General features: G+C 73.3%; 18 protein-coding genes. 4 read left to right on the top strand and 14 right to left on the bottom strand.

The window, feature by feature from the left end; translation table 11 throughout:
* Positions 1 to 5: 5 nt before the first annotated feature.
* The 4 genes from ACOTKD_RS02065 to ACOTKD_RS02050 all read right to left on the bottom strand — a co-directional run bounded on the left by ACOTKD_RS02065 (position 6) and on the right by ACOTKD_RS02050 (position 5,950).
* Positions 6 to 2,720, bottom strand: coding sequence for a GNAT family N-acetyltransferase (locus ACOTKD_RS02065; RefSeq protein ID WP_424887070.1), 2,715 nt, complete (start codon positions 2,718 to 2,720; stop codon positions 6 to 8).
* Positions 2,721 to 2,817: 97 nt separating this feature from the next.
* The gene (locus ACOTKD_RS02060) at positions 2,818 to 3,084 is read right to left on the bottom strand and encodes a HypC/HybG/HupF family hydrogenase formation chaperone (protein ID WP_424887363.1); all 267 of its coding nucleotides are present in this window, start codon (positions 3,082 to 3,084) and stop codon (positions 2,818 to 2,820) included.
* 5 nt (positions 3,085 to 3,089) lie between these two features.
* Positions 3,090 to 5,423 carry a carbamoyltransferase HypF gene (gene hypF / locus ACOTKD_RS02055; protein ID WP_424887069.1) on the bottom strand — a complete coding sequence of 778 codons (2,334 nt, stop codon included), beginning with the start codon at positions 5,421 to 5,423 and terminating at the stop codon, positions 3,090 to 3,092.
* Positions 5,424 to 5,425: 2 nt separating this feature from the next.
* Complete coding sequence (locus ACOTKD_RS02050; RefSeq protein WP_424887068.1) at positions 5,426 to 5,950, bottom strand: hydrogenase maturation protease; 525 nt, start codon at positions 5,948 to 5,950, stop codon at positions 5,426 to 5,428.
* Positions 5,951 to 6,197: 247 nt separating this feature from the next.
* Here ACOTKD_RS02050 and ACOTKD_RS02045 point away from each other — a divergent pair, with 247 nt between their 5' ends.
* Positions 6,198 to 6,413 (top strand): DUF1918 domain-containing protein, encoded by a 216-nt coding sequence (locus ACOTKD_RS02045; RefSeq protein WP_424887067.1) that lies wholly within the window; start codon positions 6,198 to 6,200, stop codon positions 6,411 to 6,413.
* Between the two features lie 17 nt (positions 6,414 to 6,430).
* Positions 6,431 to 7,780 carry a nicotinate phosphoribosyltransferase gene (locus tag ACOTKD_RS02040; protein ID WP_424887066.1) on the top strand — a complete coding sequence of 450 codons (1,350 nt, stop codon included), beginning with the start codon at positions 6,431 to 6,433 and terminating at the stop codon, positions 7,778 to 7,780.
* Between the two features lie 13 nt (positions 7,781 to 7,793).
* Here ACOTKD_RS02040 and ACOTKD_RS02035 read toward each other — a convergent pair whose 3' ends face one another.
* Complete coding sequence (locus ACOTKD_RS02035; protein WP_424887065.1) at positions 7,794 to 8,663, bottom strand: universal stress protein; 870 nt, start codon at positions 8,661 to 8,663, stop codon at positions 7,794 to 7,796.
* A gap of 181 nt (positions 8,664 to 8,844) precedes the next feature.
* Here ACOTKD_RS02035 and ACOTKD_RS02030 point away from each other — a divergent pair, with 181 nt between their 5' ends.
* Complete coding sequence (locus ACOTKD_RS02030; protein ID WP_424887064.1) at positions 8,845 to 9,528, top strand: helix-turn-helix domain-containing protein; 684 nt, start codon at positions 8,845 to 8,847, stop codon at positions 9,526 to 9,528.
* Between the two features lie 25 nt (positions 9,529 to 9,553).
* On the opposite strand, the gene ACOTKD_RS02025 is transcribed toward ACOTKD_RS02030, so the two are convergent.
* The 4 genes from ACOTKD_RS02025 to ACOTKD_RS02010 form a co-directional block, all read right to left on the bottom strand.
* Positions 9,554 to 10,378, bottom strand: coding sequence for a universal stress protein (locus ACOTKD_RS02025; protein ID WP_424887063.1), 825 nt, complete (start codon positions 10,376 to 10,378; stop codon positions 9,554 to 9,556).
* A gap of 158 nt (positions 10,379 to 10,536) precedes the next feature.
* Positions 10,537 to 10,968 carry an Hsp20/alpha crystallin family protein gene (locus ACOTKD_RS02020; RefSeq protein ID WP_424887062.1) on the bottom strand — a complete coding sequence of 144 codons (432 nt, stop codon included), beginning with the start codon at positions 10,966 to 10,968 and terminating at the stop codon, positions 10,537 to 10,539.
* Positions 10,969 to 11,248: 280 nt separating this feature from the next.
* Positions 11,249 to 14,965, bottom strand: coding sequence for a hydantoinase B/oxoprolinase family protein (locus ACOTKD_RS02015; protein ID WP_424887061.1), 3,717 nt, complete (start codon positions 14,963 to 14,965; stop codon positions 11,249 to 11,251).
* Positions 14,966 to 14,969: 4 nt separating this feature from the next.
* Positions 14,970 to 15,719 (bottom strand): STAS/SEC14 domain-containing protein, encoded by a 750-nt coding sequence (locus ACOTKD_RS02010; RefSeq protein WP_424887060.1) that lies wholly within the window; start codon positions 15,717 to 15,719, stop codon positions 14,970 to 14,972.
* 275 nt (positions 15,720 to 15,994) lie between these two features.
* Between ACOTKD_RS02010 and ACOTKD_RS02005 the strand changes: the two genes are divergently transcribed.
* Entirely contained in the window at positions 15,995 to 18,577 is a 2,583-nt protein-coding gene (locus ACOTKD_RS02005; protein ID WP_424887059.1) for a cation-translocating P-type ATPase, read from the top strand.
* Between the two features lie 80 nt (positions 18,578 to 18,657).
* On the opposite strand, the gene ACOTKD_RS02000 is transcribed toward ACOTKD_RS02005, so the two are convergent.
* The 5 genes from ACOTKD_RS02000 to ACOTKD_RS01980 all read right to left on the bottom strand — a co-directional run bounded on the left by ACOTKD_RS02000 (position 18,658) and on the right by ACOTKD_RS01980 (position 25,285).
* Positions 18,658 to 19,314, bottom strand: a complete 657-nt coding sequence (locus ACOTKD_RS02000; RefSeq protein WP_424887058.1) for a potassium channel family protein — start codon at positions 19,312 to 19,314, stop codon at positions 18,658 to 18,660.
* A complete protein-coding gene (locus ACOTKD_RS01995) occupies positions 19,311 to 19,970 on the bottom strand; it encodes a potassium channel family protein (RefSeq protein ID WP_424887057.1) in 660 nt (219 codons plus the stop codon). The genes ACOTKD_RS02000 and ACOTKD_RS01995 overlap by 4 nt, the downstream gene beginning before the upstream one ends.
* Positions 19,967 to 22,708: a cation-translocating P-type ATPase gene (locus ACOTKD_RS01990; RefSeq protein WP_424887056.1), complete on the bottom strand. Its 2,742-nt coding sequence runs from the start codon at positions 22,706 to 22,708 to the stop codon at positions 19,967 to 19,969. The genes ACOTKD_RS01995 and ACOTKD_RS01990 overlap by 4 nt, the downstream gene beginning before the upstream one ends.
* A 164-nt stretch (positions 22,709 to 22,872) precedes the next feature.
* Positions 22,873 to 24,270 (bottom strand): MBL fold metallo-hydrolase RNA specificity domain-containing protein, encoded by a 1,398-nt coding sequence (locus ACOTKD_RS01985; protein WP_424887055.1) that lies wholly within the window; start codon positions 24,268 to 24,270, stop codon positions 22,873 to 22,875.
* Between the two features lie 391 nt (positions 24,271 to 24,661).
* Positions 24,662 to 25,285 carry an Rv1733c family protein gene (locus ACOTKD_RS01980; RefSeq protein WP_424887054.1) on the bottom strand — a complete coding sequence of 208 codons (624 nt, stop codon included), beginning with the start codon at positions 25,283 to 25,285 and terminating at the stop codon, positions 24,662 to 24,664.
* Positions 25,286 to 25,340: the final 55 nt, after the last annotated feature.

Genomic DNA, 25,340 nt, shown 5'->3' with positions numbered 1-25,340 from the left:
CGGTCTCAGCGCAGGCGCCGCAGGTACGGGTCGTAGGCCTTGCGGGGTTCCAGCCGCACGCGGGCGTCCAGCGCCATGACGCCGTCCGGGCAGGCCACCACGGGATTCAGGTCGGCCTCGGCGAGCTCGGGCAGGTCGCACGCCATCCGGGAGAGGCACAACAGCAGTCGTTCAAGGGCGCCGAGGTCGACGGGGGTGCCGCCGTGGCGGCCCGACAGGAGGGCGGAGCAGCGCGGTGAGGTGATGAGGTCGTCGAGATCGTAGGTGGTCAGCGGGGCGAGGCGGGCGGCGTGGTCGGCCAGCACGTCGGTGGCCGTACCGCCCTGGCCGAAGAGCACGAGCGGACCGAAGACCGGGTCCTGGACGACGCCCGCCACCAGCTCCAGGACGTGCGGCGCCTGCGGCTGCACCACCACGCCGGCGAGCCGGTCACCGAAGCGGTCCGCGAAGTCGCGGTAGGCGGCTCGCACCTGTTCGTCGCCCTGGAGGTCGAGGCGGACGGCACCCTCGTCGGTCTTGTGCACCAGACCCGGCCAGTGGGCCTTGAGGACGACCCGGCCGTCCGGGCCGGCCAGGCGCCCGGCCGCCGCCGCGGCGGTCCCCTCGTCGCACACCCACTCCCAGGGGATCTGCGGGATGCCGTAGTGAGTGAGGAGCCGTGCGCACCGGACCGGGTCGAGCCAGCCGCCTTCCGGCCGCTCGGCCAGACGTTCGGCCACCTCCGCCCGGGCGCCGTCCGCATCGACGCCGGACGGCTCCGCGGGCAGGTTCTGCGGACGGTTCCGGCGACGGGCGTGGGCCGCCGCGCAGGACAGGGCGTGGGCGGCGTCCTGCGGGTCGGAGTACGCGGGCACGGCTCCGCCGCGCTCGGCCGGCAGCAACTCCACGCGCGCGGACCGGTCCACCAGGACGAGTGCCGTCGTGCACGGCGCCCGCGACGGGGCGTGGGTGAACGCCCGCACCAGGTCGTCGCCGGTGGCCGAGGTCAGGGCCGTCGGGACCAGGACGCCCAGCACGGCGTCCACGTCCCGGTGCGCCGCCAGCAGGTCCACGCAGGCGCGCAGCCGGTCCTCCGGGACGGCGGCGGTCGCGTCGACCGGATTGCCGACGGCGGCGCCGTCCGGCAGGGCGGCCGCGACCTCCGCCGCCAGGCCGGGCTCCAGGGGCCGTACGCTCAGCCCGGCCTCGCTGCAGGCGTCGGCGGCCAGCACCCCCACGCCGCCGGCGTTGGTGACCACCACCACGCGGTCGCCGGCGGGCAGCGGCTGGGAGTGCAGCAGCGCCACCGTGTCCAGCAGCTCCCCGATGGTCCGGGTGGCGATGATGCCCGCTTGGTGGAAGAGCGCCTGCCGGGTCATCGTCGGCGTGGCGGCGGCCGCGGTGTGCGAGGCCGCCGCCCTCCGTCCGGCCTCCGAGCGGCCGGCGTCCACCGTGAGCACGGGCATGCGTCTGCTCACCCGCCGCGCGGTGCGGGAGAACGCACGGGGGTTGCCGAACGACTCCAGGTGCAGCACCGCCAGATCGGTGCGCCCGTCCTCCTCCCACCACTGGAGCAGGTCGTTGCCGCTCACGTCGTACTTGTCGCCGAGGGAGACGAAGGTGGACACGCCGATGCCCAGCCGGGACAGCCCGTCCAGCAGGGCGATGCCGACGCCGCCCGACTGGGTGGCGACCCCGGCCGTGCCCGGCAGCGGGAAGCGGGCGGCGAAGGTCGCGTCCAGCCGGACGTCCTTCTCGGTGTTGGCCAGACCCAGGCAGTTGGGGCCGACCACGCGCATGCCGTGCCGGCGGCAGGCCGCCCGCAGCCCGGCCGCCCGGGACGCGTCGAGCCCGGACGTCACCACCGCCAGCGCCCGTACCCCGCGTGCACCGCACTCCTCGGCGACGGCGGGGACCGCGTGCGCGGGAATCGCCAGGACGACCAGGTCGGGGGTCTGCGGCAGGCCGGTTACGGAGGGGTGACAGGGCAGGCCGTCGAGGGCGGGCCCGTGCGGGTTGACGACGTGGACCGGGCCGGTGAAGCCGTTCGCGCGCAGGTTGCGCAGGATCGCCCGTCCCACGGACCCGGGGCGGTGACCGGCGCCCACCACGGCGACCGAGCCGGGCCGCAGCAACGGCCGGAGGCTGGCGACGTCGGCGGTGCGTCCCCTCGTGTCCAGGGCCGTCAGGTAGTGCTCGTCGGGCGTCAGCGCCACCCGGATGTGGATCTCCGGGCCCTCGAAACGCCTTCGCACGGGCAGTCCGAGGTCGGCGAAGACCCGGATGACCGGCAGATTCTCGCTCAGCGCGTCGGCCGTCAGCTCCTGGATCCCCTCGGCGCGGGCGAGGTCGGTGAGGTGTTCCAGCAGGAGCGTTCCGACGCCACGGTGGTGCCACTCGTCCGCCACCGCGAGGGCGACCTCGGCGGCGGCCGGTCCGCCTCCGGCCGGATCGACGGGTGCCGCGTGATACTCGGCCAGCCCCACCACGTCACCGCCCGCCTCGGCCGCCAGGGCCCGGTCTCCCGGCCCGGCGTCCCGGCACAGAGCGTCGGCCGCCTGCTGCGCGACGCGGGGGCCGGCGGAGAAGAAGCGCAACCGCAGGTTCTCGGGGGACAGCCGTTCGTACAGCCGGAGGACCGCGGCGCGGTCCCCGGGCACGACGGGCCTGACGCGTACGGTCGTCCCGTCGGCCAGCAGCGCGTACACCGCGCCGGCCGCCGGCTCCGGGGTACGGGTCATGGCACGGTCGCCTCCTCACCGTCCAGCATGGCCCGCGGTGGGCGGAAGCCGCATGGGCACGACGGCACAGGAGTGACCCGGACGGCCCTGCGTCGCGTCAGCGGGAGCGGGGCAGCGGCTCCCCGATCTCCCCCTCCACGGCGTCGGCCATGGCTCGCAGCACCTGCAGGGTGCGTTCCGCCTCGGCCTCGTCGACCGTGGTGATGGCGAACCCGACGTGGATCACGACGTACGTGCCCACGCCGGCTCCGGGCGTGTAGGCCAGGCACGCCTCGCGGCGGACCCCGCCGAAGTCGACCGTGGCCATACGGAGCCCCGCACGGTCGTGGATCTCCACCACCCGGCCCGGAATGCCCAGACACATCGCCGTCACCCTTCCTTCAGACGCGCCGCGGCCACGGCCGCCTGCCCGTAGCTGATTCCACCGTCGTTGACCGGCACGGCGCTGCCCACCAGCACCCGCAACCCCTGGTTCTCGAGCAGGGACCGCGTCTCCGCGAGCAGGCGCGCGTTCTGGAAGCAGCCGCCCGACAGGCACACGGTCGACGGTGCCCCGGCCGCGACGGCCCGATCGACCAGGCCGGAGGTCACCTCGGCCAGTGTGCGATGGAAAGCGGCGGCGAGCGCGCCCGTCCGCTCGCCGGTCACCGCGCGGTCGAGAAGGGCCGTCAGGGTGGGCACGGGGTCGTACACCCACAGCCCGCCGGCCCGTGCGAGACGCCAAGGGAGGGCTTCGGCGCGCTCGTGTCCCGCCGCCGTCTCCAGGGCGACGGCCGCCTGTCCCTCGTAGGTGGCGTCGTCGCACAGGCGGAGCAGGGCGGCCGCCGCGTCGAAGAGACGCCCGGCGCTGGACGCACGCGGGCAGTTGACGCCCCGTTCGACCATGGTCCGGACCACCCGGGTCTCCTCCTGCGGGAGCCGCCGGACGAACGATGCGGTGAGGGAGGGCGGGACACCCGGCCCTCCGAGCGCCTCGGCCCCGTACAGGTACCCCAGCGCCATACGAGCGGGCCTGCGCACCGCCGCCGCTCCGCCGGGCAGGGGAGCGGTGGCGAAACGCCCTGCCCGGCGGTAGCGGACGAGGTCGGCGACCAGGATCTCCCCGCCCCACAGCGTGCCGTCGTCACCGAGGCCCAGCCCGTCGTAGGCCACCCCGAGGAACGGGCCGTCCAGCCCGTGTTCGGCGGCGCAGGCGGCGACGTGCGCGTGGTGGTGCTGCACGGCGATCCGCCGTTCGGCGGGCCGGGACCGTGCCCACCGGGTGGACAGGTATCCGGGGTGCAGGTCGTGGGCGACGACCCGGGGCTCGATCCCGGTCAGCCGGACGAAATCGGCGTAGGCGGCCTCGAAGGCGTCCAGCGTCAGCGCGTCCTCCAGGTCGCCGGTGTGCGGTCCGAGCACGGCGCCGGCCCCCTCCGCGAGCGCGAAGGTGTGCTTCAGCTGCGCACCGGCTGCCACGACCGGCCGGGAGGCCGCGACGGGGATGGCGAGCGGGGCGGGGGCCAGTCCCCGCGCCCGGCGCACGGTCAGGACCGTACGGCCCACCGGGCGCACCACCGAGTCGTCGTAGCGGGCCCGGATGGGCCGGTCGTGGCAGAGGAAGCCGTCGGCGACGCCCGCCAGAGCTTCCCGGGCCGACGGCTCGTCGGTGGCGAGGGGTTCCCCCGAGCGATTGCCGCTGGTCACGACCAGCGGCCTGCCGAGGTCACGCAGGAGCAGGTGGTGCAGCGGCGTGGTGGGCAGGAACACGCCGATCAGGTCGGTCCCCGGGTGGACGGCGCGTGCGATGCCGGCTCCCCGGAGGGCCGGCGCCAGCACCACGGGCGCGGACGGGGACGCAAGCGCCGCCTGCCCGGCGGGTGACAGCCGTGCCAGGTGCCGGGCGGCTGCGAGATCGGTGGTCATGACGGCGAACGGCTTGGCCGGCCGCTGCTTACGGGCGCGCAGCCGGTCCACCGCCCGCCCGTCGGTGGCGTCGCACACCAGCTGGAAACCGCCCAGTCCCTTGACCGCCACGATGCCGCCGCCGGCGACGACCGACTCCGCGGCGCGCAGGGCCGGCTCGCCGGTGAGGCCCGCCCACTCCAGCCGGGGGCCGCAGTCGGGGCACGCCACCGGCTCGGCATGGAAGCGCCGGTCACCCGGGTCGGCGTACTCGGCGGCGCACGCGGCGCACAGCGGAAAGCACCGCATGACGGTGCGCTCGCGGTCGTACGGAAGGTCTGCGATGACGGTGGCGCGCGGTCCGCAGTCCGTGCAGTTGACGAACGGGTAGCGGTAACGCCTGTCGGCGGGGTCGAACAACTCGCGCAGGCACGCTTCGCAGGTGGCGACGTCCGACGGGACCTCGCCGGTGCCGGGCCGGCCGCCGCGGGTCCGGGAACTGGCCCGGACGGTGAAGCCCGAGCCCGGCGGCGGGGGCGGAACGGACAACTCCGCCACGGCCAGACAGCGGATGTCCGCCAGCGGCGGAGCCTCTGTGCGCAGCCGCTCGGCAAGGGCCTGCACCGCTGGGGGCGGCCCGGCCACGATCAGCTCGACGCGACCGCCGGCGTTGAGCACCCATCCGTCGAGCCCCAGCCGCGTCGCCAGGCGGTGGACGAAGGGGCGGAAGCCCACGCCTTGCACCCTGCCGGAGACCGTGATCGCCCGGGCGACCCGGCCCGGGGCCTCCGGGGCGGGCGCAGAGCTTCCGGACGTCACCCTCACAGCCGTGCGCCCCGGGGCGTCGCCCCGCCGCTCGGTCCGGCGAGGTGGCCGGTGATCTCCTGCCCGACCTGTTCCACGAGGGTTTCGAGTACCGCGGCGACCGCGGGGGTCAGCCCCGTGCCCAGGGAACCGTCAGCTCCTTCGACGGCGTAGACGATCAGGCGCGCGGGCATCCTGTCGAGGGCGCGAGCCAGCTCGACCGCCTCCCCCAGGCCGAGCCCGTGGCTGCTCGCCGGACCTGCCTGCCACGCCCTGTACCCGTCCAGCTCCAGCCGGTGGATCCTGCCCGGACGTCCCGGGTGAGCGTGGGCGGCATCCACGACCACGGCCAGTTCGGCACCCTCCCACAGCCCGATCAGACGGCCCGGTTCCCCGTCACTGCACACCAGCCGGATTCCGGCCGGCAGGCCGCCGCGGGCCGCGCGTTCCCGCAGCCCGGTCACGACCACGGGCCCCACGCCGTCGTCCCGCCGGAACTCGTTGCCGACCCCGATGACCGTGATGCGGCTGGAGACCGCCATGGTCCGCTCCCTGCGCTCAGGCCTCTCGTCCGTGGTGTGTCCACCCTCGCCGAAATGCCCCGCGCACGCTCGGGGGCGGACGCCGTCCACGCGGAGCAAGGAGCCGCGTGGGCACGGTTTCCGCCGCCTGCGCGCCATCGGGGCGCCTCCGCCGAACGGGGCTGCCCCGGACCGTCCGAGCAGCGTGCGTTGCGGGCCGGAAAGGTGGAGTCTGGTGTTGGGGCTACGGCACGGAAGCGGTGACGCCATGCACGCGCAGCTCGGTGACCACCTGATCGTCGAAAGCCCGGCGACGGGCGCGACCAAGCGCGACGGCGAGGTCGTCGGCCTCCACCACGCCGACGGCACACCGCCGTATGACGTGCGCTGGTCGGACACGGGCAGAGTGACCCTCGTCTACCCCGGCCCGGACGCCCACGTGCACCACCCGGAGCACGACCCGAAGGCAGGACGCCTCCACTGAGGGAGGAGGCGCCGGCGATGTCGGACGCCACGACGACCGACCTCTACGAGGTCACCATGGCTCTGTCGTACCTGCGCGAGGGGCTGACCCGGCCCGCGACGTTCAGCCTGTTCGTACGGGACGTCCCGGCCGGCCGCGGCTTCCTCGTGGCCGCCGGCCTGGAGCCGGTCCTCGACTACCTCTCCCGGTTCCGGGTGGACGCCGGCGACGTGGAGGTGGTCGCCGACGCGCTGGACCGGCCCCCGGAGGAGGCGGCACCACTGCTCGGCCTCGCGTTCACCGGCGACGTACGGGCCGTACCCGAAGGGCGCGTGGTCCTGGCCGGCGAACCGCTGCTGGAGGTCACCGCACCGCTGCCGCAGGCGCAGCTGGTGGAGAGCTACGTCCTCAACCAGGTCAATCACCAGACCACCGTCGCCTCCAAGTGCGCCCGCTGTGTGCTGGCCGCCGCCGGGCACGCGGTGGTGGACTTCTCGCTGCGCCGCACACACGGCACGGAAGCCGCCCACCAGGCGGCCCGGCTGGGCGCCATGGTCGGCTTCGCCGGAACCAGCAACGTGGCTGCCGCCCACGCCGAGGGCCTGCCCGCGGTCGGGACGATGGCCCACTCCTACGTCGAGGCGTTCGCGACCGAGCAGGCTGCCTTCCGCGCCTTCGCCCGCGCCCACCCGGGCCCGGTGACGTACCTGGTGGACACCTACGACACCGAGCGCGGGGTGGTGACCGCGGCCCGCGTCCTGAAGGACCTGGGGCTCGGGCCCGGGTGCGCAATCCGCCTGGACAGCGGTGACCTGGGTGCGCTGGCGGTGAGTTCCCGCCGGATCCTCGACGCCGCCGGACTGCACGAGGTGCGCATCGTCGCCAGCGGCGGTCTCGACGAGTACGCCGTGGACCGCCTCGTCCGCTCCGGCGCGCCCATCGACACGTACGCGGTCGGCACCAAGGTCGGCGTCTCCGCCGACGCCCCTTACCTGGACTCCGCGTACAAGCTGGTCGAGTACGACGGACGGCCCGTCATGAAGCTGTCCTCCGCCAAGGTGACGGCACCGGGCCGCAAGCAGGTCTTCCGGCTGCCCGGGTACGCCGACGTCATCGGTTTGATCGACGAGGCTCCGCCGCCGGACGGCGAACCACTGCTGGAGACGGTCATGCGGCACGGTCGCCGGACCCGGCCCGGCAGCCGGCGTTCCCGTCTGGACGACGCGCGGGGCAGGTTCGCCCACGATCTCACCGCACTGCCGGCCGGCGCGCGGCGGATCACCTCGCCCGTCGCCCCCGAGGCCGTTCTCTCGCAGCCGCTCACCGAGCTCGCCGCCCGCGTGCGTCACCGCATCGAGACGGAGATCCTGGCCGCCGGTACGAGGTGAACCGCCGCGTGCCTCACCCGTGCGGCACCACCGCGACGGGGCAGGCAGCCCGGTGCAAGGCGGTGTGGCTGACCCGGCCGAGCTGCAGGCCGAACTGGCCCTGCCGCCGGGTGGCGCCCAGGACGAGCAGATCGGCGTCGGCAGCCGGGCCCAGCAGTACCCGGTGCGCGGGCCCTTCCAGCACCGTGCGCCGGACGGGCACCTCCGGATGTTCGGCCGTGGCCTCCTCGAGCACTTCGTCCAGCACGGCGGCAGCCTGTTCTCCGTAGGCGCGGGCGGCGGAATCGAGCACGACCAACGGGTCCGCCGCCGGCGTCGGACTGCGCCAGGCCCGGACGGCCTGCAGCTCGCACCCGCGCGCCCCGGCCTCGCGCAGGGCGAACCGTACGGCGGTGGCGGCCTCGTCCGCCTCGCCCACGCCCACGACGACCCGGTTGCTCATGCCCTTGACATTGCGCTCCTCGCCGCGAACGACGACGACCGGGCAGCCGGCACGCCCCGCCACGGCGAGACTCACGGAGCCCAGCAGAAGTCCCTTGACGGCTCCTCGCCCTGAGGAGCCGGTCACCAGGACCGCGGCACTGCGCGACTCCTCCACCAGCGCCGCCGCCGCATCGTCCGGCAGGGTCACAGCGCTCACCTGCAGCTCCGGGGAGAGCTGCCGGGCCCGCTGCTCGGAAGAGGCGACGATGTGCTGAGCCGCCACTTCCTCGGCCGGTCGCCCACTGGTGAACGAGGGGACCGCCCCCTCGTAGCGCTCCCACAGCGACGCGTAGGCCAAGCGCAAGGGAAGCCGGAAGCGGGTCGCTTCCTCCACGGCCCAGTCCAGGGCAGCGAGGCTGCCGTCCGACCCGTCGACGCCCACGACCACGGGACGTTCCATCGTGCTCACCGCCTCACCGGCGTCTCGGGCCGGGTGCCGGCCTGTGTCGTCCGCCTCCTCCACCATCTCTCGCCGGCGCCGTCGCGGCATGTCATGCCCCGCACGCCGCCGGAGTGCGGACCCCCGTCTCGCTGGGGAAGATGGACGGGACGGCGCTTGCGGAAGGAAGCGGGACACGGCCATGGGCACGGAACGCGGGGACGAGGCTGGCTCCCGTCAGGCACACCCCGGCAGCGATCTCGGCCGGCGCGTGGCCCGGCGCCGGGAGGAGCTGGGCCTGACCCGGGAAGACGTCGCCACCCGTGCGAGGCTGAATTCCGGCTACCTCGAGTACGTCGAGTCGCGGGCCGGGGTCGTCTCGATGGAAGCGCTCACGGCCGTGGCGGACGCACTGGAGACCACCGTGTCCGCGCTCCTGGGTGCGGGCACCGAGCAGCCTCAAGGGAAGGGGCCCCTGGCGCGCAGTCCGGTCCTGGAAGAGCTGCCGCCGCCCGAATGCCGGGAGAAGCTCTCTTCGGGCGGCATCGGGCGAGTGGTCTTCTCCACCTCGGAGGGGCCTGAGGCCGTTCCCGTCAACTTCTGTCTCGTCGGCGACGCGATCGTCTTCCGCACGGCCGCCGGCGGCGTGCTCGCCGGGGCGGTCGGCAGCGATGTCGCCTTCGAGGTCGACCGGGTCGACGAGGCACGCAGCGAAGGATGGAGCGTTCTCGTCAGAGGCGTGGCCGAGCCCGTCACCGAGCCGGAAGAGCAGCAGCGCCTTCGCGAAACCGCGGGCCCGCTCGCCTGGGCGGGCGGCGAGCGGGACACCTGGGTGCGCGTCCCGATCGGCAGGACCACGGGCCGCCGCATCCGCAGCGGCCTGTAGACCCCGCAGAGCCGGCAGGCGGCTTTCAGCCGCTCGGGATCACTGCGACGGGGCACCGCGCGTGGTGCAGTACGCCGTGGGTCACGGGACCGATGCGCGTGACGGGGGAGGGCCTGTTCTCCCGTCGTCCGACGACGAGCAGCTGGGCGTCGTCGGAGGCCTCCACCAGATGGGGTGCGGCCGGACCCGTGGAGAACCACTCCGCCACCTCGACGGCCGGCCACCGGGCCCGCCAGGGGCGCAGGGACGCGGCCAGCGCACTGGCGTCGTGAGGTTCCCGGTCCCCGGCGGGTGTCCGGCCCGCGGTGCGGACGAGGCGGAGGACCGTACCGCGGAGGGCGGCGGCCTCGAACGCGAAGTCGAGCAGCGGGCCGTGCGGGTCGTGGTGGCCGAGGCCGGCCACGACGGGGCCGCTGCCGGCCGGTACGGGGTCTTCCGGCGGGTGGACGACGACCACGGGCGCGGACGCGTGGGCGATCACCGGCAGGCTCACCGAGCCCAGCAGGAAACCCGGCAAGGTGCCGAGGCCGCGTGATCCCAGGGCCAGGACCGCGGAGTCCTCCGTGGCGTCGAGGAGGGCCTTCGCCGGGAGGACGGACGCCCGGTCCACACTGATCCTCAGCCGGGGGTGGGCCTCCAGGAGCTCCTCGGCCAGGGCTTCGATCCGGCTCTCGGCCCACTCACGCTGGGCCGAGAGGCCCGGGGAGAACCGCTGGTCGCCGGTGCGCCACTCCAGGGCGTGCACGATGCGCAGCGACCCGTCGCGCAGCGTCGCCTCCCGGCCCGCCCACACGGCGGCGGCCAGACTCTCCGGGGATCCGTCGACACCGACGGACACCGGTTGCGCCACGGGTCCACCTCCTGCTCTTTCCTGCTCGTGCTGCGTAGCTCCCCAGCCCCGGATGCTCACAGTCGGCGAGCCGGGCCGCACGCCGTGCCGCCCGACGGCACCGGGGCGTGCGGGCCGCGCCGGCGGCGGCCCGCCGTGCGCAGCGCTCGTGACGGCCCTCAGTCCGCTCGCCGGACCGCGACGGTGCGTGCGCCGGGCGCCGGCTTCTCGGGCTGCGGTACGCGCACAGTGAGGATGCCGTCCCGGTACTCGGCCGTGACGCCTTCCTCCGGTATCGGTGCGGGAAGCCGTACGGACCGCTCGAAGGAGCCGTAACGGAACTCCGAGTGCTGCTTGTCCTCCTGGCGTTCGGTGTGCTCGGCCTTCACGGTGAGCGTCTCGCCCTCGACCGTGATCTCGATGTCCTCCGGGTCCAGCCCGGGCATCTCCGCCTTCAGTACGTACTGCCCGTTCTCCCTGGTGATCTCGACGGGGATCGGGTGCGCACCGGAAGTCGTCCACGCGGCGGGGAACCCGGGGAACCCTCCCTCCATCCACTCCCTCAGGTCCGGGAAGAGCGAACGGTGCCGCGGCGACAGCGCTCCTGCCATGGCGGGTTCCTCCTTGTCGGCTTCGGGCGGGTGGGAGGCGGCCCGTTACGTCCGCCACGTTGTCTCCCTCCGCACCGGCGGCGAGTGCTCTCGATCGCCCACGGTGAACCCCACCGCATACAGCGGTCACACTCCCTCTTCCAGTCTCGCGCACTTGCTCCGGGAGAGCACTGCACAGCCGTCCCGTGGGGCCGCCCCGCGTGGCGCAGTCCAGGTCGACGCGAACACCTGGGGTTCGATGCCGGCGACACAGCTGACCCCGGGGAGTGAGCCGTGTGGATCACCGGATCCGGTCCTTGTCCACGCCGGCCGGGGCGGTCGGCGCGTTCCCGGGCGGGCCGTACCCGCCTCCGCCCGGAGTTTCCACGACGAGGACGTCTCCGGGCCGCACGTCGACCGAGTCGCACCCCGCCATCGGTGTCGTACGGCCGTCAGCCCGCTCCACACGGTTCGAGCCCGGTGAGCCCGGGCGGCCGCCTGCCATGCCGTAGGGCGGGATCCGCCGGTGCCCGGAGAGCGTGCTCACCGTCATCGGCTCGCGGAAGAGCAGCCGGCGCACCGTGCCGTCGCCGCCGCGCCAGCGGCCCTCGCCCCCGCTGCCCGTGCGCACGGCGAACTCCTCCAGCAGGACGGGCAGGCGCCACTCGAGCACCTCGGGGTCGGTGAGGCGGGAGTTGGTCATGTGGGTCTGGACCGCCGGTGCGCCGTCGAACCCCGGCCCGGCGCCCGAGCCCGATGCGACGGTCTCGTAGTACTGGTGGCGATCGTTGCCGAAGGTGACGTTGTTCATGGTGCCGCTGCCCTCCGCCTGGGCCCCGAGAGCGGCGTACAGAGCGCCGACGATGGCCTGGGAGGTCTCGACGTTGCCGGCGACGATGGCGGCGGGGTGTTCGGGGGAGAGCATCGACCCCGGCGGGATGATGATGCGCAAGGGTCGCAGGCAGCCGTCGTTGAGGGGGATGTCCTCGGCGATGAGCGTCCGGAAGACGTAGAGCACGGCCGCGTTCACCACCGCGGTGGGGGCGTTGAAATTCGTCGCCAGCTGTGCCGAGGTGCCGGTGAAGTCGATGGTCGCCGACCGGCCCTGCCGGTCCACCTCGACGCGTACGGCGATGACAGCGCCGGAGTCCGTCTCGTAGCGGTATTCACCACTGGAGAGGCCGGCGAGCGCCCGGCGGACGGCCTCTTCGGCATTGTCCTGGACGTGGCGCATGTACGCCTGCACCACGTCCAGGCCGAAGTGGCCGATCATCTTGCCGACTTCCTCGACGCCCTTGTGGTTGGCGGCGATCTGGGCGCGCAGGTCGGCGAGGTTGGTGGCGGGGGCGCGGGAAGGACAGGGTGCCGAAGCGAGGAGCCCGAGCGTCTCGGCCTCCCGGAACCTGCCGTTCTCCACCAGCAGCCAGTTGTCGAAGAGAACGCCCTCGTCGTCGATCTCGCGGCTGCCGGCCGGCATCGAGCCGGGCGTCAGGCCACCGATCTCGGCGTGGTGGCCGCGGGACGCGACGAAGAAGAGGATCGTGTCCTCGTGCGCGGGCCGTTCGTCGAAGACGGGCGTCACCACCGTGATGTCGGGAAGGTGCGTACCCCCGTGATAGGGGTCGTTGACGGCGTAGGCGTCACCGGGGCGCATCGTTGTGGACCGGCGGCCGATCACTTCCCTGACGGCGGTGCCCATCGAACCGAGGTGCACGGGGATGTGCGGGGCGTTGGCCACGAGACGGCCCCGGGGGTCGAACAGCGCGCACGAGAAGTCGAGCCGCTCCTTGATGTTGACGGACTGCGCGGTCGCCTCCAGGCGCGCGCCCATCTGCTCGGCGATCGACACGAAGAGGTTGTTGAAGATCTCCAGCATGACGGGGTCGGCCCTGGTCGCCACATCGGCTTCGGGGGGCGGGGCCACGCGCTCGGCGAGCAGGTGGCCGGCCGCCGTCACGCGGGCCTGCCAGCCGGGCTCCACGACCGTGGTGGCGTTGGCCTCGGTGATGACGGCGGGGCCGGGCACGGTGATGCCGGGGCGCAGGCGTTCCCGCTCCCGGAGCGGAACCTCGTGCCATGCGCCCCGGGCGTGGAGCGGGAAGGTGACCGTGTCCGTACCGTCATCGCCCTCCTCCTCGGCCGGTGCGAGGTCGCCGAGGCCGGGTTGCGGGGTGAGCCCGGCGGCTTCGGCCGAGAGGGCTTCGACGATGACGGGCCGGTCCAGGAGGAACGAGTACATCGCCCGGTGGCTTGCTTCGAACTCCTCCAGCATCTCCGGGAGTTCGCCGAACCCGACCGTCACGGCGGTGTCGGTGCCGTCGTAGCGCAGCCGTGCCTGCCGGGTCACCCGGATGCGGTCGGCGGGGACGTCCTCGTCGTGGAGCTCGGTGCGTGCCGCGGCCTCCAGCTCGCCGGCCACGGTGCGGACCCGCTCCATGTTCGCTTCTTCGAGGGCGAGCTCCACCGACCGCTCCCGCAGGGTGGTGGTGTCGGCGAGCCCGATGCCCAGTGCGGAGAGGACACCGGCCATGGGCGGGACGAGGACGGTGCGGATGCCGAGGGCGTCGGCGACCGCACAGGCGTGCTGGCCACCCGCGCCCCCGAACGTGGTCAGCACGTACTCGGTGACGTCGCGGCCCTTCTGCACGGAGATCCGTTTGACGGCGGCCGCCACGTTCGCCACGGCGACCTGCAGGAAGCCCTCGGCGACCTGCTCCGGGGTGCGCCGGTCGCCGGTGCGGGCGTGGATCTCCTCCGAGAGCTCGGTGAAACGGCGGCGCACGATGTCGAGGTCCAGGGGCTGGTCGCCTTCCGGGCCGAACACGTGCGGGAAGTACGCGGGCTGGATGCGGCCGAGCATCACGTTGGCGTCCGTGACGGTCAGGGGGCCGCCGGCGCGGTAGCAGGCGGGGCCCGGGCTCGCCCCGGCCGAGTCGGGGCCGACACGGTAGCGGCTGCCGTCGAAGTGCAGCACGGAGCCTCCGCCGGCCGCGACCGTGTGGATGTCCAGCATCGGTGCCTGCAACCGGACGCCCGCCACCTGGGAGGTGACCACCCGCTCGTAGGAGCCGGCGAAGTGCGACACGTCCGTGGAGGTGCCGCCCATGTCGAAACCGATGGCCTTCTCGAACCCGGCCAGCTGCGTCATGCGCGCCATGCCCACGATGCCGCCCGCCGGTCCGGACAGAATGGCGTCCTTGCCACGGAAGTGCCCCGCCTCGGCCAGGCCGCCGTTGGACTGCATGAACATCAGACGGACGCCCGGCAGCCGGTCCGCCACCTGCTTCACGTAACGGCGCAGGACGGGGGAGAGATACGCGTCGACCACGGCCGTGTCGCCCCGGGGCACCAGCTTCATCAGGCGGCTGACCTCGCTGGACAGCGAGACCTGCGGGAAGCCGGTCCGCTCGGCCAGCTCCCCGGTCATCTCCTCGTGCCGGGGGTGCAGGTGGCTGTGCAGGCACACGACCGCGACCGCGCGAATGCCGTCGTCGTGGGCCCGCTGCAGGTCGATGGCGAGACCGCGCAGGTCTGGCCGGACCAGCACCTCACCTTGTGCCGTGACGCGTTCGGACACCTCGATGACCCGTTCGTACAACGCCTCCGGCAGGATGATGTGCCGGTCGAAGAGCCGGGGGCGGTTCTGGTACCCGATGCGCAGCGCGTCCCGGAACCCACGGGTGATCACCAGAGCCGTCCGCTCACCCGTGCGCTCCAGCAGGGCGTTCGTCGCCACCGTGGTGCCCATGCGTACCGCTTCGACGGCGCCGGACGGGAATTCCTGGTCGTGACGCAGCCCGAGCAGCCTGCGGATTCCCTCCACCGCCGCATCGCCGTAGCGGGCCGGGTCCTCCGAAAGGAGCTTGCGGGTCAGCAGGCGGCCGTCCGGGCTCCGGGCGACGATGTCGGTGAAGGTGCCGCCCCGGTCGACCCAGAACTGCCAGCCGCCGGAGGCGCCGGGCGCCGCTCCGCTCGTCGTGCCGCTCGTTGCTCTTCCGTCCGACGTCGATCCGGGCATGCGCTCAGCAGCGAGCCGGAGGGGCGGCTGCCCACGCCAGGGCGTCGTCGAGTTCGTCGTATTCGAACCGCCGCACCTCGGCTTGGACGAAGTGATGCGCAACCTGGGGAATGAAGACCGCGGCCTTGCTGTCGGCTGCCAGCGCGATCTTCCTGACCTTCCGGTGGTGGTCGCGAACGAACCGCACGTGGCGGATCAGACCACCGATGTTCTCCCAGCCGGGGAACTCGCGAACATGGATCACGACACCGGCCAGTTCGGCGTGTGTTGCGAGCCAGTTGTCCACGGTCAGTGCGAGGGCGTCGAAGTCCTGGACACGCAGGGGGCGCCCGACCTCCACCACGAGTACGCCGGAATCGGTCAGCCGGTGGGAAATGCCAGGGCCCTCGGGAAGCGACGCCAGCCAGCGCAGGGCCTCGTCGCGCTCCCGGCCGTCGAACGTGCGCACCGGGCAGGGCATCAGAAAGCTCGTCAAGCGAGTGGACTCACGGATCCAGCCCACGTCGGTGACGACCGCGCAGCCCTCGAACAGGCTCAGGGAACCCATACCGACCTTGAGATCCTCCCAGGCGGCCCCGGGAGTGAAGGATTTGAAGTCAGGGCCGATCTCGCACAGGATCCGAATACGGCGGCCGTTCCGCCGCGCGTCGTCGATGAGCGGCTCGACCACCTTCTGGTAGTCGTCCTTCGACACGGTTCCGACCGCCTTGACGGCGTCGATGCCCGCGGGCGTGTCCGTGGCTCTCTCGAGCATGCCGTTCCCTTCTCTGCGCACGGCCGACGTACTGCCCGAGCCGTCGCGGCGCACGGGCTCGCCCTCCCACAGTGCGGCATGCGCACCGGTGCGGCACGTCGAGTGGCTCAGGGCGCGCCCGGGCTCCGGAATGCGGACAGCGGTCCGGCTGGGGAAGATGGGGCGGAAGGCGGTGCTGCCACAAGGACGGGGTGTGCAGCCCCCGCGGCACGGTGACGGGACGCCGCACCCGCAGCGGCCTGCAGCCCCCGCCGGCCCGGGGAGGTGGTGCACCGGTGACGACGGCACCGCAGAACCCCCCGGGGCTGACCGAGGCCGAGGCCAGGTGCCGTCTGGCCCGTCACGGCCCCAACGTGATCGTCTCCGTGCGTCCCACGCCGGTGTGGCGGCGGGTCCTCGCCCAGCTGCGCGACCCGTTGATTCTGGTGCTGCTGGCCGCTGTGGTGCTCACCACCGCCACCGGCGACCTCGTCGACACGGCCATCATCGGGATCGTCATCGTGGCCAACAGCGCGGTCGGCGTGGCGCAGGAGGTTCGTGCCGAGAAGGCCGTGGCGGCTCTCCGGGCCCTCAGCGCCCCGGTGGTGCGCGTGGTGCGCGACGGTGCCGAGCGGGAAGTGAACGCCGCGGATGTCGTACCCGGCGATGTGGTCCTGCTGGGTGAGGGCGACATCGTGCCCGCCGACGGCCGTGTCGCCGAGGCGGCCCTGCTGCTGGTGGACGAGTCCTCGCTGACCGGTGAGTCCTTGCCGGTGGCCAAGGAACCTTCGAACGATTCCTCCGCCGGGGTGGTGTCGGCGGGGACGGTGGTCCTACGGGGCCGAGGCCGCGTCGAGGTGACGGCGACCGGCACGGCCAGTGCCATGGGCCGGATCGCCGTCCTGATGGCCGCACCGCCCGGCCTCACCCCGCTTCAGCACCGTCTCGCGCGCTTCGGTCGTCTCCTGGCTCTGGTCGCCGTCGGGTTGTCCGCCGTCATGCTGCTCGTCGGCATCGGGCGCGGGCAACCGGTGGAACTCATGGTGGTGGCGGCGATCAGCCTGGTCGTCGCGGCCGTCCCCGAGTCGCTGCCGGCGGTGGTGACGCTCGCCCTGGCCCTGGGCGCTCACCGGATGGCCGGCCGGCACGCCATCGTCCGCAGGCTGCCCGCCGTCGAGACCCTGGGATCGATCACCGTATTGGCGACGGACAAGACCGGCACTCTCACCGAGGGACGGATGGCCGCCCAGCGGCTGTGGACACCGGCGGGCGGCGAGGCCACCGTCTCCGGAGCCGGCTACGCGCCGCACGGGCACGTCGAGCGGAACGGACAGGCGCTCCGCGCCGAGCAGGCCCCGGACCTGGCCGGGTTGCTGACCGCCGCACTGTTGTGCAACGACGCCGAGCTCCAGCCTCCCGGCGCCGGTGATGGTGCCTGGACCGCGCTCGGCGATCCCACGGAAGCCGCCCTGCTGACCGCTGCGGACCGGCTCGGCCTGCGAGCCGCCGAGTTGCGCGAGACCATGCCCCGGGTGGACGAGATCCCGTTCAGCAGCGAGCGCAAGCGCATGACCACGGTGCACCGCCGCCCCGAAGGGCGACTGCGCGTCGTCTGCAAGGGCGCGCCCGAAACCGTCCTGCGCGGTGACGTCCTCGCCCACGGCGACCAGCAGGTCCGGAGCCGGGCGCTGGCGCGGGCGGGCGAGTGGGCGCGCGAGGGGTACCGGGTGCTGGCCGTGGCCGCGGCCGACAGGCCGGATTCCGCCCCGGACGGCTGGGAGAGCGGCCTGACCCTGCTCGGGCTCGTCGCGATCTTCGACCCGCCGAGGGAAGCCGCTGCCGGCACGGTCGCGGCGTGCCGGGCGGCGGGCATCACCCCCGTGCTCGTCACGGGGGACCACCCGCTGACCGCCGAAGCCCTCGCCCGGCGGCTGGGCATCGCCTCCGCAGAGGAGGAAGCCCTCACCGGGGAGGAGATCAGCAGCGGCAGGGCGGGGGACCCCACGGCCGTCCGGGTGTTCGCCCGTACGACGCCGGAGCAGAAGGTCGGCATCGTCGAGTCGTGGCGTGCGGCCGGGCACGTGGTGGCGATGACGGGTGACGGAGTCAATGACGGGCCGGCGCTGCGCCGGGCCGACATCGGCGTGGCGATGGGGCGGCGTGGGACGGAGGTCGCCCGGCAGGCCGCCGATCTGGTCCTGGCCGACGACGACATCGGCACGGTCGTGGCGGCCGTCGAAGAGGGGCGCCGGGTCTACGCCAACGTACGGCGCTTCCTGCTCTACGCCTTGGCGGGCGGCAGCGCGGAGATCCTGGTCATGCTCACCGGCCCCGCCCTGGACATGCCCCTGCCGCTGCTCCCGGCCCAGATCCTGTGGATCAACCTCCTCACCCACGGCCTGCCGGGCGTGGCACTCGGAGCCGAACCCACGGCCGGCGACTCCATGCACCGGCTGCCCAGACCGCCGGAGGAAAGCGTGCTGGGGGCCGGCCTGTGGGCACGCATCCTCGTCCTGGGCGCCCTCATCGCGACGGTCACCTTGGCCGTCGGGTCCTGGGCGCACAGCACCGGCCGCCCCTGGCAGACGCTGCTCTTCCTGGTGCTCGGCGCGACCCAGCTCGGTGTCGGCCTGGGCTCGCGGGCCCGGCCCGGGACCCTGGCCAACCCCTTCCTCCTCCTGGCGCTGGCGGCCGCTCTGACCTTGCAGATCGCAGGGGCGTACGTGCCGCTCCTTCGCGAACTGCTCGGCACGCAGCCTCCGGCCCTGTCCGACACGGGCGTTGCCTGCGCCGGATTCGTGCTCGGGTACGCGGCGATGCGCCTGCAGGCGCGGCTCGTGCCGGAGGGCGACGGGGGCCGGTGGGCGCGGACACGGTGACACACAGCCGCGGTGTGCACGGGGAACGGGCACCGGGTGGAGACCAGGACGGGCACGAACCGCTGCTTCGCTCTCCGTCGTCATTGGAAGGCGGCGTGGATTTCTCGTTCCGACGCCTCGTGCGAGACGAGCAGGACCTCGTCGCCCGGCCGGAGCAGCAAGCCGGGAGCGGGAGCGGTCGGTTGGCCGTCGCGGATGACGGTCGCGACGACCGTACCGGCGGGGAGCGGGACGTCGTCCAGCGCTCGGCCCGACGCCCGGGACTGTTCGGTGATGGCCGTCTCGATCACGTCGACCCCGGCTTTGCTCAGGCGCAGCAGGGCCACGGTGTCGGTCGCCGCCGTGGCCTCCTCGATCAGCGAGACCAGGGGCGAGGCGACCGGAAGCGCGATGTCGACGCCCCAGTGCCGGTCGAACAACCAGGCGTTCTCGTCGTCGTTGATGCGTGCGGCCACGCGAGGGACCGAGAAGTGCCGCTTGGCCAGCAGGGCGATGACGAGGTTGGTGTCGTCCTGTCCCGTCGCTGCGACCACCAGGTCGGCCGTCCGCGCGCCGGCGTGTTCGAGGACTGCGGGCTCGCAGGCGTTCCCGCCGACCAGGTCGGCGGCCGCCTGTCCCCTCAGCTCGTCGACACGCTCCTCGTCGGTGTCGACGAGCGTCACCTGATGGCCGGTGGCGGCCAGGACCTGGGCGATCTTCGTCCCGAGCCGGCCGGCCCCGGCGACCACGACCTTCATGTTCCCAGCTCCTTGTCGAGAAAGGCGCGCAGCCGGCCGAGGGACTTGGCGGCGACGGCGAAGGTCACGACGTCGTGCGGCTCGGCCGGGGTGCCGTGGACCGGGATGAGGGAGTGCCCGGCGCGGGTGACTTCCACGACGCGGATCTCCCCGTCCACGTCGAAGTCGGTGACCGGCCGGCCCGTCAAGTAGCGGGGGAGGACCGAACGCACCAGGAGCGTCTCGCCGTTGCCGAAGGTGAGCTCCGGCTCCAGATGGCGGTGCAGCAGCATCCGGTGGATGCGGTCGACGGTCCAGCTCACGCCGGCGATCGTCGGGATGCCCAGCTCGCGGTAGAGGCCGGCGCGCCGCGGATCGTAGACCCGGGCGAAGACCATCGGCACCCGGTAGGTCTCCTTCGCCGTACGGGCGCAGACGATGTTGCTGTCGTCGCGGGAGGTGACGGCGACGAAGGCGTCGGCGTGTTCGATACCGGCCGACTCCAGGGCCGTCCGGCTGTAGCCGTTGCCCGTACGGAACCGGCCGCCGAAGTTCTCCGGAAGCAGCCGGCGGGCCCGGGCGACCCGGTCGATGACGTCGACGTCGTGTCCCTCGGCGACGAGCCGGGCCGCCAAGGCGGAACCCACTCTGCCGCAGCCGACGATGATCAGCCTCATCGGTGTGCCTCCTCTCCGGCGGCCGGTTCCCCGCGCCGTAGCCACCACTTCCGTGTTTCCTCGGCGGCCAGCAGGAGGAGCCCGAGGCACACCAGCAGCGCCCAGTCGGCCGCGCTCAGCGGCGCGGTGTGGAAGACGGCCTGCAGTGCAGGTGCGTAGCTGATGGCGGCCATGAAACCGATGCCCAGGAGCCCGGCGGCCAGCAGCGCGGGGTTCGAGAACAGGCCGGCGCGCAGGACGCTCTGCCGCTCCGTGCGTACCGCCAGGGCGTTGAAGAACTGGCTGACCACGATGCCGGCCTGGGTCATGGTGACGGCCTCCCGGTAGACGGGGTTGTCCGCGGTGAACGCGGAATAGGGGATGCCGGCGGAGTTCACCCGCCAGAAGAACACGGCACACACGCCGAGCGCCTGGATGGTGCCCAGAAAGAGGAAGCGCCGGACGACGTCGGTGGAGAAGAGCCGCTCGTCCCGCGAGCGCGGCGGGCGCTCCATGACGTCGGGCTCCGGCGGCTCGGTGCCCAGGGCGAGTGCCGGCAGGACGTCGGAGCCCAGGTCGATCGCCAGGATCTGCACGGCGCTGATGGGCACCAGCGGGAAGCCCACGAAAGTCGCGGCGAGGATGGGCACGAGCTCGGCGACGTTGTGACTGAAGAGGTAGACCAGGAACTTGCGGATGTTCTGGTAGACCGAGCGCCCCAGCCGCACCGCCACCGCGATCGAGGCGAACGAGTCGTCCAGCAGGACCATGACGGCCGCTTCCCGGGCCACGTCCGTACCGGAGGCGCCCATGGCTACCCCGATGTCCGCGTGCTTGAGGGCCGGCGCGTCGTTGGCCCCGTCGCCGGTCACCGCGACCACTTCGCCGCGCCGCTGGAAGGCGGTGACCACCCGCATCTTGTGCTCGGGACTGACCCGGCACAGCAAGAGCTCGCCGGACGAGGCGAGCAGCCGGCCCAACTCCTCGTCGTCCATGGCGTCCAGGCGGCTGCCCGTCACCACGGTGGGGCGTGCCCCACGGACGATGCCGACCCTCCGGGCCACGGCCTCGGCCGTCAGCGGATGGTCGCCCGTCACCATGGCGATGCGGATGCCGGCGGAGCGGCAGGCGGCCACCGCGGCACTGACCTCCGGGCGGGGAGGGTCGAGCATGCCCACGAACCCCAGCAGCGTCAGCCCGTTCTCGGCCTCGTCCTGAGCCGGCCGGGCACCGGAGACCGCACGGGCCGCCACGCCGAGCGTTCGCAGCCCCTGCGCGGCGAGTCCGTCGACGGCTGTGGTGACTGCGGCCCGCATTTCACCCGTCAGGGGCCTGCGCGATCCCTGCCAGTCGATGTCGGCACAGCGCCCCAGCAGTTCCTGCGGAGCCCCTTTGACGTACGACCGGTGGCCGTCACCACCGGGCTCTGCGCACACCACGCTCATCATCTTGCGCACCGGGTCGAACGGGTACGTGGCCGTACGGGGTGCGGCGGCGTTGTCCGAGGACACGTCGAGACCCGCCTTGGCCGCCGCCACCAGAAGGGCGCCCTCGGTCGTGTCGCCCAGCACGTGCCACCCGCGACGGCCGGACGGCGGCACCAGCCGGGCGTCGCAGCAGAGCGCCGCCGCCCGGAGCAGGCCGCGCACCTCCCCGTCGCCCGACACCTCGCCCTCGGGCACGTATCCGACACCGGACACGGTGTGCGTGACGCCACCCGCCCAGGCCTGCACCACGGTCATCTCGGCCTGAGTGAGCGTGCCGGTCTTGTCCGTGCACACGACCGTGGTGGAGCCGAGGGCTTCCACGGCCAGCAGCTTCTTCACGAGGGCGTGCCGGCGGGCCATGCGCCGCACCCCGACGGCGAGCGACACCGACAAGGTCGCCGGCAACCCCTCGGGGACCAGGGCCACCATCACCCCGAGCGCGAACACGAACGACGACACCAGCGACTGCCCGGTGGGAAGCCGCACGGCGAACAGCACGGCACCGGTCGCCAGAGCCGCCACCGCCACCCGGCGCGCCATGACGGCCACCTGTCGTTGCAGCGGAGTGCGCTGGCGCGGGGCAGCGGCGGCGAGACGGAAGATGCGCCCGAACTCCGTCGCGCCGCCCGTCGCGGAGACGACCGCCTTCGCCGAGCCGACGACCACGTCGGTGCCCATGAACACGAAATTGCGCGCTTGCAGCACGGGCCCGGGCGCCACGGCTTCGGCCGTGCGCCCCACGGCGTCGCTCTCCCCGGTCAGCGCCGCGTTGTTCACCGACAGGTCGTACGCCTCCACCAGACGGCAGTCCGCGGGGACCGCGTCCCCCGCCTCCAGCAGCAGCACGTCCCCGGGGACCAGGTCACGCACCGGCACTTCCCGCCGCTCCCCGGCACGCAGCACACGGCAGGCGTGCGGGACCATCGCCTGCAGCGTCTCCGCCGTACGCTCCGCCGAGTACTCCTGTACGAAGCCGATGACCGCGTTGAGCAGCACCACGCCGAGGATGGCGATGGCCAGTTGCAGCGTCCCCATGTCCCTCGGGTGCTGGAGTCCCCAGGCGAGGAAGGTGATCGCCGAGGCGACGATCAGCACGACGGCGAAGAGGTCGGTGAACTGGGCGGCCAGCTGCCGCCAAGGTGCCCTGCGGGCCGTACGCGGCAGCTCGTTCGCCCCGAAGCGTACGGTGCGCGACGCCGCCTCCGCGTCCGGCAGACCGCTGGGGCTGCTGTCCAGGGCGGCGAAGACGGCCGGCGGCGGCAGCGTCTGCACTTCGGACCGGTCCGCCGGGGAAGGGGCGCCGGGGCCCGGGGCGTCACCCGGTCGCAGAAGACCGGTGCCGGCCGGCATCACAGACCGCCCGGGCGGCAGCAGGGGCCTCGGTGCGCCGTATCGACCACGTGATGCCTCCTTCTCGATGCCTTGGCAGGAGAGACTCAGCGGACCAGGACCCGCTCGCCGGACCGGGGCACCACCGCGGTCCACCGCAGGCTCCGCTCGATGCGGGTCCGCAACACCGCGGCCGACTCCGGCTCGCCGTGCACGAGATACGTCGCGCTCGGCGCGGGGGCGCCGCGGAGCCAGCCCAGGAGCTCGGCCGCGTCCGCGTGGGCCGACAGCCCCGGCACGCTCACGACTTCCGCGCGTACGGGCACGTAGCCGCCGAGCATCTTGAGCGTGCGCGCGCCGTCGACCAGGTCACGGGCCCGGGTGCCCCGGGCGGCGAATCCGACGACGACGACCGTGTTCCGCGCATCGGGTAGGCACCGAGCCAGGTGGCGCAGGACGCGGCCGCCGGTCGCCATCCCCGACGCGGAGACGATCACGGCCGGCCCTGCCACCTCCTGGACGGCCGTCGACTCCTCCACCGAACGGGCGGCGGAGAAGGGCGCCGGGTCCAGGACGGGCGCTCCGGCTTCCACCACCTCCGGCCGTATCTCCGGTGCTCGTGCGGCCAGGGCGTCCTCGTAGACGTGCAGTGCGGCCAGCGCCATGGGGCTGTCCACGTACACGGGCACCGCCGGCGGGAGCTCGCCGGCCCGCCTGAGACCGGCCAGCTCGTGCAGCACGACCTCGGTGCGGTCGACGGCGAAGGCGGGGATCACTACGGTCCCGCCCCGCGCGAACGTCCTGCTCAGCGCCTCTCTGAACACCGCCCGGCTGCTGTCGGTGTCGTGACGCCGGTTGCCGTACGTGGACTCCAGCAGCAGTACGTCGGCGCCGGTGAAGGGCTCCGGCGGGCGCAACAGGGGGTGCACCGGCCTGCCGAGGTCACCGCTGGAGGCCAGGGTGTGCCCGTCCTCCAGGGTGAGCAGCGCCCAGGTGGAGCCCAGGATGTGCCCGGCGTTGTGGAGGACCAGAGAGGTGTCCCGGGCGACCTCCGTCCGCACGCCGTGCTCGACGGTCCGGAACAGCCGCATCGTGCGATCGACGTCCATTTCGTCGTAGAGGGGCTCCGCGGGGTGGTGCTTCGAGTGGCCGTAGCGATTGCAGTGGTCGGCCTGCTCCACCTGCAGCCGGGCGCTGTCGCGCAACACGATCTCGGCGAGCCGGGCCGTGTTCGCGCTGCAGAACACGTCCCCGTGAAAGCCCTGCCTGACCAGTCTGGGCAGGTATCCGCAGTGGTCGAGGTGAGCGTGGGTGAGGACGACGGCGTGGACGGCCGAGGCGTCGACCGGGAAGCGCCGCCAGTTCAGGCGGCGGAGGTCGGCCAGGCCTTGGAAGAGACCGCAGTCCACCAGGATCCGTACGTGATCGGTCTCGATCATGAACTTGCTGCCGGTCACGGTGCCGACGCCGCCGAGGAAGGACAGCAGTCCCGGGCGGAGCCTCATTGCCGCTGGCGAAGCGCCGGTCATCCTCACCTCCGGGGTGCCAGGGGAGCGGCCCCGGAGCGCCGTCCCGCCCGCCCTTCCACCGTGCCTCCGATCCGTTGCGCGTGCACGGGGACCCCGGGTCCGGCCTTGGGGCCGGACGGCCCCGTGACGCGGCGCCGGCGGCCACTGCACCGCGTGCACCAGATGCAGCGGGAGACCCCGCAGGGCCGCTTCCCCGGCTGCCCAGGCGACGGTCCGGACCATGGTCTCCGCGCGGGAGACGCCGGCGACCAGGGGGAGCTTCCTGTCGTTCAACGGGTTCCTTTCCGGGACCTCGGCCCGGTCTCCGGGGTGGTGTCTCAGTCCCCCGCCGGCATGCGGCCGGGCGAGGGCGGCACGCCGAGGTGCCTCATCCGCGGGCCCGTCCGGACCACTCGGGCTCGACTTGTTCCCACTCCGCCTCCCAGTGCCTGTACCGCCTGCGGTCGAGCAGGACGACGAGCACCCGCCGTGTGCCCAGAGCCGCTCCGATCACCAGTGAGGCCATGAGACCACCGGTGAGCCAGGCCGTGGCCATGGCCGACGGCCGACTCAGGGGAGGATCGGTGACGGAGCCCGACCGGTTCACCCAGATGCGCACCTCGGAGCCCTCGCGTGTGCCCGTCGGCACACGGGCGGTGCCCGTGGCGGTATCGCCCCTTTCGTTCGTCCAGCTCACCCGTGCGTCCTGAAGGTCGGGTCCACCGTTCCTGGCGCGTTGCGGGATTTCCCGGGCGTCCGTGACGAGCCGGGCGGTCACCTGGTGCCGTTCCGCGGACTGAGCGTGTGCGATACGCGTCTGGGAGGAGTAGACGGCGGTGCCCACCACGAGCGGGACCGTCGCAAGGCCGATGATCACCATGAGTGTCAGCACGGCGTCGAGCCAGGCGTGCGTCCCGCCGAACGGCAGGGGCAGCCGTCGTCGGGTGAAGCGGCCGGGGCTCGGGCCCGGTGGACCGGGCTGTGCGCCGGGCGGCCGGTCCGGAGTGGCCATGCGACCTCCTCAGGCGGTGACCACCTACTCACCTCCAGAGTGACTCCATCGCTCG

The sequence above is a fragment of the Streptomyces sp. XH2 genome, from assembly GCF_049725035.1.
Classification (GTDB): Bacteria; Actinomycetota; Actinomycetes; order Streptomycetales; family Streptomycetaceae; genus Streptomyces; species Streptomyces roseoverticillatus.
This window is presented reverse-complemented; position numbering and strand designations above follow the sequence as displayed.

Excerpts from the sequence above, each read along its gene's own strand:
- ACOTKD_RS02065 (WP_424887070.1), bottom strand. The coding sequence starts at position 2,720 with ATGACCCGTACCCCGGAGCCGGCGGCCGGCGCGGTGTACGCGCTGCTG.
- ACOTKD_RS02060 (WP_424887363.1), bottom strand. The coding sequence starts at position 3,084 with ATGTGTCTGGGCATTCCGGGCCGGGTGGTGGAGATCCACGACCGTGCG.
- ACOTKD_RS02050 (WP_424887068.1), bottom strand. The coding sequence starts at position 5,950 with ATGGCGGTCTCCAGCCGCATCACGGTCATCGGGGTCGGCAACGAGTTC.
- ACOTKD_RS02045 (WP_424887067.1), top strand. The coding sequence starts at position 6,198 with ATGCACGCGCAGCTCGGTGACCACCTGATCGTCGAAAGCCCGGCGACG.
- ACOTKD_RS02040 (WP_424887066.1), top strand. The coding sequence starts at position 6,431 with ATGTCGGACGCCACGACGACCGACCTCTACGAGGTCACCATGGCTCTG.
- ACOTKD_RS02035 (WP_424887065.1), bottom strand. The coding sequence starts at position 8,663 with ATGGAACGTCCCGTGGTCGTGGGCGTCGACGGGTCGGACGGCAGCCTC.
- ACOTKD_RS02030 (WP_424887064.1), top strand. The coding sequence starts at position 8,845 with ATGGGCACGGAACGCGGGGACGAGGCTGGCTCCCGTCAGGCACACCCC.
- ACOTKD_RS02020 (WP_424887062.1), bottom strand. The coding sequence starts at position 10,968 with ATGGCAGGAGCGCTGTCGCCGCGGCACCGTTCGCTCTTCCCGGACCTG.
- ACOTKD_RS02015 (WP_424887061.1), bottom strand. The coding sequence starts at position 14,965 with ATGCCCGGATCGACGTCGGACGGAAGAGCAACGAGCGGCACGACGAGC.
- ACOTKD_RS02010 (WP_424887060.1), bottom strand. The coding sequence starts at position 15,719 with ATGCTCGAGAGAGCCACGGACACGCCCGCGGGCATCGACGCCGTCAAG.
- ACOTKD_RS02000 (WP_424887058.1), bottom strand. The coding sequence starts at position 19,314 with ATGAAGGTCGTGGTCGCCGGGGCCGGCCGGCTCGGGACGAAGATCGCC.
- ACOTKD_RS01995 (WP_424887057.1), bottom strand. The coding sequence starts at position 19,970 with ATGAGGCTGATCATCGTCGGCTGCGGCAGAGTGGGTTCCGCCTTGGCG.
- ACOTKD_RS01985 (WP_424887055.1), bottom strand. The coding sequence starts at position 24,270 with ATGAGGCTCCGCCCGGGACTGCTGTCCTTCCTCGGCGGCGTCGGCACC.
- ACOTKD_RS01980 (WP_424887054.1), bottom strand. The coding sequence starts at position 25,285 with ATGGCCACTCCGGACCGGCCGCCCGGCGCACAGCCCGGTCCACCGGGC.